Raw genomic sequence first — 12,170 nt, forward strand, 5'->3', positions numbered from 1 at the left:
AAAAGAGATTGCGTAATTCGCTCAAAAAATTTGTCCTTACAGTGATTTGCAAATAAAGCATCCAAAATTATAAATGAAAAAATTACTCCTCCTGGCGTTTGCCTTTTTACCGGTAGCACTTTCGGCGCAAGAAAAAGTGGCGTCGCCTGTCGATCTGATTAACCCACTCATGGGCACGCAATCAAAGCCTTCGCTCTCCAATGGTAATACTTACCCAGCAATAGCCCTGCCATGGGGCATGAACTTCTGGACACCGCAAACCGGTACCATGGGTGATGGTTGGCAATACACCTATGATGCAGACAAGATCCTTGGTTTTAAACAAACCCATCAACCATCGCCATGGATGAATGATTACGGTATGTTTTCCGTTTTTCCTGAAACCGGTAAGTTAAAGCTGAACGAAAAAGATCGTGCCAGCTGGTTCTCGCACAAAGCCGAAACAGCAAAGCCATATTATTACAGCGTTTATCTGGCCGATTATGATGTAACAACCGAGATAACGCCGACCGAACGGGCTTCCAGCTTCCAGTTCACTTTTCCTAAAAATGACAGCTCGCATATTGTGATCGACGCATTTGATAAAGGCTCATATGTAAAGATCATTCCAGGTGAGCAAAAGATCATTGGTTACAGCACCAAAAACAGCGGTGCGGTACCTGCCAACTTTAAAAACTATTTTGTTATTTATGTAGATAAACCTTTCGCGCTGGCTTCGGCATGGCACGACTGGAAAAAAGACTATGGCCAGCTGGAATATACCGGCGACCATGCCGGCGCGGTGATCACCCTGAAAACTGCGAAAGGCGAAAAAGTTCATCTTAAGGTAGCCTCCTCATTCATCAGCATTGAGCAAGCCGAACTTAACCTGAAACGCGAGCTTGGTAATGATGATTTTGCCGCAACCTGTCAAAAAGCAAAAGATGCCTGGAACAAAACCCTCGGCCGTCTTAATGTTGAAGGTGGTACTATCGACCAAACACGTACTTTTTACAGCAGCCTTTACCGCATGCTTTTCTTCCCCAACAAAATGTACGAGGTTGATGCCAGCGGGCAAAATGTACATTACAGCCCTTTCAATGGCAAAGTTGCGCCGGGTTACCTATTTGCCGGCACCGGTTTCTGGGATACATTCAGGGCGCTTTATCCATTCCTGAATTTGGTTTATCCTTCTATCAACAAAGAGATGCAGGAAGGCTTGATCAATGATTATAAAGAGGGCGGCTGGCTGCCCGAATGGTCGAGCCCGGGCTATGCTGATTGTATGATCGGTAATAACTCAGCATCGGTAGTAGCCGAAGCTTATTTAAAAGGGATGCGTGGTTATGATATTGAAACCTTATACCAGGCCCTGAAACATGGTGCTAATAACGAGGGGCCGAATGCTACAGGTCGCCGCGGTGTACAGTACTATAACACTTTGGGTTATGTGCCTTATAATGTGAAGATCAACGAAAATGCTGCCCGTACCCTGGAGTATGCTTATGACGATTTTGCCATTTACCAGTTAGGTAAAGCATTAGGCAAACCGAAAAAAGAAATCGAGATATACAAAAAACGCAGCCAGAACTATCGCAATATCTTCGATCCGCAAACCAAACTGATGCGCGGTAAAAACCAGGATGGTACTTTTGAAACACCTTTTAATCCGTTTAAATGGGGCGATGCCTTTACCGAAGGGAACAGCTGGCATTACAGCTGGGGCGTGTTCCATGATATTCAGGGTTTGATAAACCTGATGGGCGGCAAGCAGCAGTTTGCAATCAAACTGGATTCGGTATTTGAAATGCCGCCGATATTTGATGATAGCTACTATGGCGGTGTGATCCATGAGATCCGCGAAATGCAGATAGCCGGCATGGGGCAATATGCACATGGTAACCAACCTATTCAGCACATGATCTACCTGTATAACCACGCAGGCCAGCCATGGAAAACACAATACTGGGTTCGCGAAGCTATGAACAGGCTTTACAGGGCTACTCCTGATGGCTATTGCGGCGACGAGGATAACGGCCAGACATCGGCATGGTATATCTTCTCGGCTATGGGTTTTTACCCGGTTACCCCGGCCAGCGATCAGTATGTTTTAGGTGCCCCGCTGTTTAAAAAAGTAACGGTTAATTTAGAGAACGGCAAAACCATCACCATCAACGCGCCAAAAAACAGTGCGGATAACAAGTATGTAAATACACTTACTGTTGATGGCAAGCCATATACTAACAACTGGTTAAGTCATAAAGGTTTATTAAATGGAGCTGTGCTTGATTTTGATATGCAGGCTACCCCGAATAAAGATCGCGGCACCAAAGATGCCGATATGCCTTATTCAATGAGTAACGAGAAATAACCTATCCAGCTCTCCCCAAGAAGAGGGCTTTCTGTAAAGACGCATCACTCACATCTCCTGTTATGCAGATCAAACATGCATGAAAGGAGATGTGAGTGGTGCGTTTTTTTGCGTTTGAAAATTCCTGAGAAACACAATTATGCGTCTCCTGCTACATTTGTTTGATTTGCACAGCGGGCGGGAGGAGCATGTGATGAGTCTCTACGCTAAAAATCAATCCGCACTTTTCCTAAACACCGCCCAAACATAAAACGGGATTCCGGCCAGCAGCAACAAAAAACCATAATAAACAGCTTCCTGCCCTGCCCCGGCTATAGCCCACAGCGAATAGCCGAAGGCCAGTATGGCCAATGTAATAGCTCCGGCCCAACCGCCTGCATTTGGGTTTTTCCGTACCCTGATAACAAGATAAGCCGCTGCCGATAACAAATAGGGGATCAAGACACTTAGTAACGAAAGCAGCAGCAGAAATTTAAATTGTGCCACCAGCCCCTTGGTATAATTCATGGTCATGAATAGCGATACCATGATACTGCTGATAATGATGCCCATATAAGGTACCCCTTTTTTATTTGTCCGGCTAAAAATAGGGGGGAAGAGTTTGTCTTTTGAAATGGCGTAAGGCACCTGTCCTTGCAACAATGTCCAGCCATTGAGCGAACCGAATGCTGCGATGGCAATACCCGCACTTACCCAATAGCGGGCGCTGCTGCCATAGATGATCACCGCCGTATCGGCATAAGGGGTAAGTGACTTTTGCAGTTGTGCGGCAGGGATAATACCGATAACACTTACACTCCCCATAATATAAATAAAGGTGGTGATGAGGAGACCCAGCATGGTTGCCCTGGCTACTGTTTTTTCAGGATTGGCAACACTGCCCGATGGTACGGTAGCGCTTTCAATACCTATAAACGCAAACATGGTCATGGTGGCGGTAGCCTGCAAAGCGCTGATGATACTTCCGCCACTGCTGTTAAATGGGGTAAAGTTGATCGTTTTGATAAAAAACAAGCCACCGATAGCTACCAATAATAATGGTAATACTTTTAAAATAGTGGTGATCAACTGCAGTTTTCCGCCGGTAACAACGCCCTGCATATTGATATAAGCTAATAGCCAAATGGAGCATAAACCGGTAGTAACCGCGATAACACTGCTGCTTGCCAATACCGGGAAAAAGGTACTTAACGCACTTACAAACGATATGGTGATGGCTGCATTAGCACAGGCTACGGCAAGGTAATATCCCCAGGCAACCAAAAAGCCAATAAAATCGCCCAGCCCATCGCGGGTGTAGGCGTAGGGGCCACCGGTAGCATGGGGCAAAAGTTTGCTCAGGTTACTGAAAACCTTCGCCAAAAAGAATGACCCTATTGCCGAAAATACCCAGCCCAGCAAGCCAATGCTCCCGAATGATGCCATTGCGGCCGGCATCAGGAAAATGCCTGCACCTATCATATTGCCAATCACCAGCGAGGTGCTGGTCCACAGGCCTAATTTATTTTTTTCGGGAAGCGTTTCGGGCATGGATCTTTTGTTTGGCGAAAAGATAAGGTTTTTATCGGGCCCAATATCCAAAAAATAATTCCGGTGTTTGAGTAGTGCTAAGTAAGCCGAAGCTGTTGAGATTTTCAATGCGCCAGTATTGCATGCAGGCTTATTATATCAGATATTATTTAATTTCGAACCACTTTGAAATAAAAACGTACAATGCTCCAATCAACGTGAAGTGATAAGATATTTAATTTTACTGTGCAGATACAGTATAAAATCTCAAATAAATGGATAAAAACAATAACGGGTTTGATTTACTCCGTTTATTACTTGCTTTTTTAGTTTTTGTTTCACACAGCTATTTGCTTTTTGGCCACGGCAGGGAGCCTTTGGATGTATTTTCAAAAGGACAAACCAGTATGGGCGAGATTGGCGTTATGGGCTTTTTTTGTTTGAGCGGTTATTTAATTTCAGCAAGTTTCTACAGGTCGCCCAATGTTTTAAAATTTCTGCGCAACAGGTTCCTGCGGTTGTTCCCCGGCTATTGGGTTTGTTTGCTGGTTACTGCTTTTGTTATTGCCCCGCTGATATTTTACGTTAATAATAAATCGTTAACAGGCTTTGGATTTACCGGGCCTGATAGTTCATGGTCATTTGTATACAACAATATCTACTTATTTATAAGGCAGTGGGGTATATGCGGGCTATTGGTTAATGCAAATTATAAAGGATCATTAAATGGCAATTTATGGAGCCTGCTCCCCGAATTTATGTGCTACCTGTTAACATTGGTGTTGGGCCTTTTCGGGTTGTTGAAAAATAACAGGTTTGTATTTGCTATAGTGTTCATTTTCGTTTATGTGGTTTATGTAGTTAATTTATATACCAGTAACCAGTTTGGCCCAACGTTCCTGATCCTGTCTTCTGCCCGGAAATTGTATACGGCTTATTTTTGCGGCACGGCTTTATTTGTTTTCAGGGACAAATTGCAGGTTGATGTAAAAGGCGTTCTGTTTATAGCACTGGCTATGATAGCGCTGCTTAAATTCGGCGGCTTTTTAATAGTTGCCCCATTATGCATCACTTTGTTGTGCATCAAAGGATTTTCGCTTTTTAAAATGAGCTTTAAATATGATATATCCTATGGTTTATACATTTACGCCTTCCCGGTGCAGCAATTGATCTCGGCGGTTTACGCACCCAATACGCTGATGATATTCTACATGCTTAGTTGCGCAGTAGTAACAGCCCTGCTGGCTTTTTTAAGTTATGTAGCTGTGGAACGCCCATTTTTAAATTTTAAGGCTAAATAGCAAGCTATCGGTTAATGGGTTCGATTGTGCTTTTCAAAAAGTGCCTCCACAAAAAATAAAATCTTGCTTAAACATTTACCTGCTAAATTGCTTTTATAGCAGGACTTGCTTTTTAAGCAATGGCTCCGCTTTTGCATAACCTCTGTTCGCCTCAAAAATGAAAAACAAAAAAACGGTGACCGGCATGGTGCTGGTCATGTGCGCGCTTTCTGTAATCAGTTTTAAAAATATTGGTAAAAAAAGCATCCTGCCGGTTAAGGATACTACTGCAGGCTTGTTCCTGCCCGACAAGTTTAAAGCAGTAGTAGTGGTTGATAGTTTGGAAGGTCGTGCCCGGCATATTGCAGTAAATACCAATGGCGATGTTTATGTAAAACTGCGCTTCCCTGATTCTATTGGCGGCAATGTTGTGTTACGTGATACCAATGGTGATGGCCGGGCCGATATCATTAAAAAGTTTGCCAATTATGAAGATAAAGGCCCCTATGGTACCGGCATGCGGGTACATAAAGGTTACCTGTATTTCAGTTCGGAGACAAACGTTTATCGTACAAAACTAAATCCCAAGTCTTTGGTGCCTGATGCTCCTCTTGAATTAATATTGCACGATGCCACGGCACCGCATGAGCATGATGCAAAGCCTTTAGCTTTTGATAATGCCGGGCACATGTATGTGGCATACGGTGCTCCATCAAATGCCTGCCAGCAGCAAAACAGAGTCCCCGGTTCAAAGGGGATCAAGGGTTGCCCGTTATTGAAACAGTACGGGGGCATCTGGCAGTTTGATGAGGCTAAACCTAACCAAGTACAGGCCGATGGCATCCGGTATGCTACCGGTATGCGCAGCATTGTTGCCATGGACTGGAATACGGCGGATAATTGCCTGTACGTTGTGGCCCACGGCCGTGATGATCTGCGCCTGCAATTCCCTAAAATATTTAGTGCCTGGCAAAGCGCTGTGCTGCCTGCCGAAGAATTTATTAAAGTAAAAAAAGGTACCGACGTAGGCTGGCCTTACTATTATTACGACCCAATTAAAAAGAAAAAACTCCTGAACCCTGAGTATGGCGGCGATGGGATAAAGGCAGGTAATGGCGCTAAATACACGCAACCTATTATGGCTTTCCCGGCTCACTGGGCGCCTAACGATCTGCTTTTCTACACTGGCAATCAATTTCCGGCGAGATATAAAAACGGGGCTTTCATTGCCTTTCACGGCTCAACCAACAGATCTCCTTACCCGCAGGCCGGCTTTTTTGTATGCTTTGTCCCCTTTAAAAACGGCAAGCCTTTTGGGCAATGGGAGATATTTGCAGATGGCTTTACCCGGAAAAACACAGTAGTAAGTGTGAGTGATGCTGTTTACCGGCCTATGGGTTTGGCCATGGGGCCTGATGGTGCATTATATATCAGCGAAACGGAAGAAGGAAAGATCTGGAAAATTTCCTATACCGGCGATAAAGCCAAATTCAGCAATACCCAGCTTGCACAAATGGAACTGCGTAAAAAGCTGCCGGGTTTCAGGCTGCCCGATGTTTTAAAGAGCGATTTGCAAACAGGGATGCTCAAAGGTGGCGCAAAAGTTTATAATACCTATTGTGCCAACTGTCACCAAAAAAATGGCCGGGGGGATGGCAATATGATCCCGCCGCTCAGCGGATCGGAATGGGTTACCGGTGGTAAGTTCATGGAAAAAGATTTAGCCATAAGGGTAGTGTTGAATGGTTTGGATGGGCCTATTAAGGTAAAAAATCATCCTTACAACAGCGCCATGCCCAAGCATAGTTTTTTAAGCGATGCTGATATCGCGGCGGTGCTAACTTATATCCGCAATAATTTTGGTAACAACAGCAGCCTGGTTACCGCGGCCGAGGTTAAAAAGATCAGGGAAGAGAAATAAACAGGATCTAAAGCAGGAGCTCATTTTCGTTTTTTAATATTAACAGGATATGTTATTTTTATAGCATGACCTTATCATGCAAATTAATTGCTTTTGGGCTGCTTATTTTAAGCCCTTTTACCGCCCTTGCTTTAACTCCGGCTGATACTTCCGGCAAGAAAAATTCCTTACAGATGGCTGCACCTGGTTACCAGATCAGCGATTACACCTCATATTTAAAGGGTGCCATTGCCTGCTTCAGGCAGGATAGTGTTGATAAGGGAATGGCGCTGTTATCAAAAAGCATAAAAAATATCAGGATGCAAAAAGATGTAAAACGGATCATGCCCTACCAGGGATATGAAGTTTTTAGTCTTATTGAAGATATTAACAGCAGCAATCTTTCGCCGGCCGAAACACAGCTGGGGAAGGCTTTCTTTAAATTAGTATTTACGATGCAGCCCGGAGATAAAAATGCTGATAATGTTTTGGATGGCTTTTTTAAAAGGGCCCCTAATACCGTTTTTACCAAACGATTAAAATTACTTACTGCATCATTTAAAGGAAAATCAGCAGCAAATGCCGAGTTGAGCAGGTTATTAAAGGAAAGTCCCGGCCTCATTTCGGCCAATATCATGAAAGCAGAGATGCTTTTTGATGAAGATAAATACCAGGAATGTATAAAGTATTGTAATCAGATAGTAGCTGTATGGCCGCAATATGCCCACGCTTACCAGATGCGTGCCAAGTGTTATTATAACCTCGATCAACTTGAAAATTCTGTAGCTGATTACAACTATGCCGTTAAATTTTTTCCAGGTTATTTTGAACTCTATTATGATCGGGCCGAATGCCTGATTGATCTTGAAAAATATAAGGAAGCAGCAACCGATCTCAGATTGACACTGCAGTTAAAGCCGAACTATAATTGGACCTATTATGAGCTTACAAGGTGCTACAGAAAAATGGATATGCCCGATAGCGCCCTTTACTTTATCAATCAGCACATCAATCAAAATACCGATGATGGTGATGGTTACAACCTGAAAGGTGATATTTACTGCGATAGGAACGAATACGAAACAGCTATAAGTCTTTATACACAGGCTATAAACTTAAAACCTGAAAAACGTGTTTTTTATGTTGACCGCGGCGACGCTTATTATTACTTCGATAAACTGGATGATGCCATAAAAGATCTCCAAAAGGCAATTAGTATTGATAAATCATACCCTTTTCCATATGATAGGATAGGCGATTGTTACTATCAGAAAAAAGAATATGAAACAGCCATAACATATCATCAAAAAGCAGTAAAAGCCGATCCAACCTATAAATACGCTTATGTGGGGCTTAACTTAAGTTATACCCAATCGGGCAAATACCAGGAAGCTATTGATGCCGCAAAAGCGGCCATAACTATTGATAGTACTTATGCCTCTGCTTTAGGTAACCTGGGGTGGTCATGTTATTGTGCCGGTAAGTTTGATGATTGCATAAAATACTCTTATAAGGCGCTTAAATATCAGGAGGATGCTACTTATGCCATGTTTAATATAGCCCTTGCCACACTTGCAAAAGGCGAAGTGGACAAAGCAAAACAATTATATATAGGTTTTATAAAAACCTGTAAAGAAAAGAACTATGAGATAAGGGATGGCGCCACCGATGATTTGCGCAACCTGATCAGGAAGAAGGTTTACGTAGAGGAATCAAAGTTTATAATTGAGCACATTTTTGAACAAAAGACAGAGTAACCGGAAAATAATTTTCCTAAAAAGATATTAAAATCACCAAACCTGCACATTTTTACAACAATTAAAAACCTACTTTAGAGTTTTTGTACCGTATATAACTATTACTGAAAGTATTAATGATCAACAATTTTCCGCTTAAAAAGCTTGTGCTGGTAGCCGGGCTTTGCTTACCTGTATTCGCATATGCGCAGGAAGCTCCCAAAACTAAACCTAACTGGCAAAACCTCGATCTTAAAACCGATTCGGTGTTTGGGATCAGCACCGAAAAAGCATACAACGAACTGTTAAAAGGCAAAAAACACGTCACCGTGCTGGTTGCCGTAATTGACGGGGGCATTGATGTTGATCATGAAGACCTTAAAAAAGTGATCTGGAATAACCCGAAAGAAACCGCCGGAAATAAAAAGGACGACGATAAAAACGGGTATACAGATGATATTCACGGATGGGATTTTATAGGCTCGGCCAAAGGTGATGTGCACTATGATAACCTGGAGCTTACACGTCTCATTCGTATTGATAATGCCCGCTTTGCCAATGTTGACAGCACCAAACTTACCGGTAAGGACCTATCTGATTTTAAAGCATACGGCGTTATGAAAGCTGATATGGATAAGCAGGTTGCCAAAGCGCAAAAAACATATGGTGTTATTAACAAATTCAATACCCTGCTTGATGGGGTGCTGGCAAAACTGGGGAGCCAAAACCCAAGTTTGGATGATATCAAAAAGTTTGAACCTAAAGATAACAGCGAAGCTTACGTAAAACGAGTGTTGTTAAGTGCCCTGCCCGAGTTTAAGAATGTAACCGATTTCAGGGAGAAGGAGGTAAACGGGGGCTTAACTCATTATAAGGAGCAGCTGGATTACCATCTTAACCTTAATTTTAATTCGAGAGATACCGTAGGGGATAACTATAATGACGCGAACGAGCGTTTTTATGGTAATAATGACGTAACCGGCCCGGATGCTGATCATGGTACACACGTTGCAGGCATTATTGGCGCGGTAAGAGATAACAACATCGGTATTATGGGTGTGGCAAATGATGTGGCTATTATGTCGGTACGTACCGTGCCTACCGGCGATGAACGGGATAAAGATGTGGCGAATGCCATCCGTTACGCTACAGCTAACGGCGCTAAGGTGATTAACATGAGTTTTGGCAAAAGTTATTCGTACAATAAAAAAGCGGTTGATGAGGCCGTGAAATTTGCTTTAAGCAAGGATGTACTGCTGGTACATGCCGCTGGTAATGATAACAACAATACCGAAGTTGAGCTCAACGTTCCTAACCGCACGTACGAAGATAAAAGCGGTATGGCCAATGCCTGGATTGAAGTTGGCGCATCTGGTCCTAAAGATGATGAAACGCTGAGAGCATCGTTCTCCAACTATGGTAAAACCAGTGTTGATGTATTTGCGCCGGGCGTAGCTATCAATTCAACTACACCAAAATCAACTTATGCCGAGCATGATGGTACCAGTATGGCAGCCCCTGTTGTTACAGGCCTGGCAGCGTTGATCCGTTCGTACTATCCTAAGTTAACGGCACTGCAGGTTAAAGAGATCATTATGAAATCGGTAGTGAAAATATCACATGATGTAACGATAAAGGATGGAGATACTAAAAAAGAAGTTCCATTTGCTGATCTTTGTGTAAGCGGTGGCGTGGTGAACGCTTATAACGCGCTTCAGCTCGCAGCTACTTATTAGGATTAACCATTTATGAAAAATATCATCCGCCGGATACCGGTATGCACTTTTTTGTTGGGTATTGTTCTTAGCTCTAACTCAAGCGCTCAAACAGTTGTAACAAAGGTATCAGGCGGATGGATCAAAGGCATTGAAGAAGGGCCAACATTGGTGTTTAAAGGTGTTCCGTACGCCAAACCACCGGTTGGCCCTTTGCGCTTTATGCCTCCCCAACCAGCGGCTTCATGGAAAGACACACTCTCCTGCGAAAAATTTGGCAGCCCGGCATCGCAGGCCGACAGCCAGGGTGGGCTCAAGGGCAGCGAGGACTGTCTCACTTTAAACGTTTATACGCCTACAACAGCAAGGGATGCTAAACTTCCGGTATTGGTGTGGGTGCATGGAGGGGCGCTTACAGGTGGTTCGGGCATGGGGATGAATGGTCATGCCTTTGCCGATGATGATAGTGTTGTTACCGTCACCATCAATTACCGTCTTGGTGTTTTTGGCTTTATGTACCTGGGTGATGCTGGTAAAGCCTACCAATCGTCGGGCAATAACGGCTTGCTGGATTTGATCATGGCGCTTAAATGGATCAGGCAAAATATTGCCGCTTTTGGCGGCGATGCTTCTAAAGTTACGGTAATGGGCGAATCGGCAGGAGCTAAACTTACCAGCGCCTTATTGGCAGCACCACAAGCAAAAGGTTATTTTAATCAGCAGATTTTAGAAAGCGGCGCAGTGCAATGTATCAGGGATACCGTTACAGCCAAAGGCATCAGGCAGCGGCTAATGACCGAACTGGGGGTTTCTAAGCCCGCCGACTTGCTGAAGATCTCCGCCGAAAAACTTATCGCTGCACAGGCAGAAATTAGCAATGGCGCACAGGGCACCAACTATTTTGGCCCGGTGATAGATGGCGCAGTTATTTTACAGGACTCTTATCAATACATCCTTAAAAACAGGAATGATAAAGTACGCTTCCTGATCGGTACCAATAAGTTTGAAAGCAAAATGTTCATGGGCTTTGATAAACGCCTTAACCATCCCGATAGTACAGTGCTGTACGGGTGGTTTGGTGATAACTATCGTTACGTGCTATCAAACTTTGAGGCCGAAGCGAAAAAAGGTAATGCTGATAGTGCTGCCATAAAAGTACTTAACCAATACATGTACCAGATGCACAGCTACCGGCTGGCTAATACTTTAGCACAGGCAGGCAGCCATGTTTGGATGTACCGCTTTGACTACAAACGGGATGGCACGGGCGCCACCCATGCCGACGAATTAGGTTATGTATGGTTTTTGCCCAAACAAAACAACCTTAACCAAACTGAACTGCAGCTGGCAGGTCAGATCCACCAAACTTGGGTTAATTTTATTAAAGGTAAAGCCCCAGGTGAGGTAAGAGGCTTGCAATGGCCGCATTTTGTAGCCGGCGAAAACAACATTATGGTTTTTGATACCGTTTCGGGGCCGGTGCAACTTGGTAGTGTTTATAATGACAAGGCCAGTCCTTCTTCGTGTTTTATGTTGAAATAGTAAAAGAGGCTTTCATCAGATCCCGGATTTCCACTACTGTGGAAAGATATATTTCAATCCAAAACCCGTTTGCGATAATTATCGTATACAAGCAGAAATAGTTGAAAAAATACAGCTAAATTAAAATCCGGTTGACAT

Annotated in this window: 7 protein-coding genes; 6 read left to right on the forward strand and 1 reads right to left on the reverse strand. The window is 43.6% G+C overall.

All coding sequences use genetic code 11. The features are described from left to right. Positions 1-73: 73 nt before the first annotated feature. Entirely contained in the window at positions 74-2,350 is a 2,277-nt protein-coding gene (locus ACFFGT_RS21110) for a GH92 family glycosyl hydrolase (protein ID WP_377024496.1), read from the forward strand. 213 nt (positions 2,351-2,563) lie between these two features. Here ACFFGT_RS21110 and ACFFGT_RS21115 read toward each other — a convergent pair whose 3' ends face one another. Continuing rightward, the gene (locus tag ACFFGT_RS21115; protein WP_377024497.1) at positions 2,564-3,988 is read right to left on the reverse strand and encodes an amino acid permease; all 1,425 of its coding nucleotides are present in this window, start codon (positions 3,986-3,988) and stop codon (positions 2,564-2,566) included. Positions 3,989-4,134: 146 nt separating this feature from the next. On the opposite strand from ACFFGT_RS21115, the gene ACFFGT_RS21120 reads away from it, so the two are divergent. The 5 genes from ACFFGT_RS21120 (at position 4,135) to ACFFGT_RS21140 (ending at position 12,032) form a co-directional block, all read left to right on the forward strand. Further along, complete coding sequence (locus ACFFGT_RS21120) at positions 4,135-5,160, forward strand: acyltransferase family protein (RefSeq protein ID WP_377024498.1); 1,026 nt, start codon at positions 4,135-4,137, stop codon at positions 5,158-5,160. Positions 5,161-5,317: 157 nt separating this feature from the next. Beyond that, positions 5,318-7,060, forward strand: a complete 1,743-nt coding sequence (locus tag ACFFGT_RS21125; protein ID WP_377024499.1) for a PQQ-dependent sugar dehydrogenase — start codon at positions 5,318-5,320, stop codon at positions 7,058-7,060. A 65-nt stretch (positions 7,061-7,125) separates the two neighbouring features. After that, positions 7,126-8,796, forward strand: coding sequence for a tetratricopeptide repeat protein (locus tag ACFFGT_RS21130; RefSeq protein WP_377024500.1), 1,671 nt, complete (start codon positions 7,126-7,128; stop codon positions 8,794-8,796). 116 nt (positions 8,797-8,912) lie between these two features. Then, complete coding sequence (locus ACFFGT_RS21135; RefSeq protein ID WP_377024501.1) at positions 8,913-10,511, forward strand: S8 family peptidase; 1,599 nt, start codon at positions 8,913-8,915, stop codon at positions 10,509-10,511. Between the two features lie 12 nt (positions 10,512-10,523). Then, positions 10,524-12,032 carry a carboxylesterase/lipase family protein gene (locus tag ACFFGT_RS21140; RefSeq protein WP_377024502.1) on the forward strand — a complete coding sequence of 503 codons (1,509 nt, stop codon included), beginning with the start codon at positions 10,524-10,526 and terminating at the stop codon, positions 12,030-12,032. The last annotated feature ends 138 nt before the right edge of the window (positions 12,033-12,170 follow it).

The organism is Mucilaginibacter angelicae (assembly GCF_042434235.1).
GTDB lineage: Bacteria > Bacteroidota > Bacteroidia > Sphingobacteriales > Sphingobacteriaceae > Mucilaginibacter > Mucilaginibacter angelicae.

What these genes read in the sequence shown, in the direction of transcription:
- ACFFGT_RS21135 (WP_377024501.1), top strand. Translation starts at nt 8,913, where the DNA reads ATGATCAACAATTTTCCGCTTAAAAAGCTTGTGCTGGTAGCCGGGCTT.
- ACFFGT_RS21130 (WP_377024500.1), top strand. Translation starts at nt 7,126, where the DNA reads ATGACCTTATCATGCAAATTAATTGCTTTTGGGCTGCTTATTTTAAGC.
- ACFFGT_RS21125 (WP_377024499.1), top strand. Translation starts at nt 5,318, where the DNA reads ATGAAAAACAAAAAAACGGTGACCGGCATGGTGCTGGTCATGTGCGCG.
- ACFFGT_RS21120 (WP_377024498.1), top strand. Translation starts at nt 4,135, where the DNA reads ATGGATAAAAACAATAACGGGTTTGATTTACTCCGTTTATTACTTGCT.
- ACFFGT_RS21140 (WP_377024502.1), top strand. Translation starts at nt 10,524, where the DNA reads ATGAAAAATATCATCCGCCGGATACCGGTATGCACTTTTTTGTTGGGT.
- ACFFGT_RS21110 (WP_377024496.1), top strand. Translation starts at nt 74, where the DNA reads ATGAAAAAATTACTCCTCCTGGCGTTTGCCTTTTTACCGGTAGCACTT.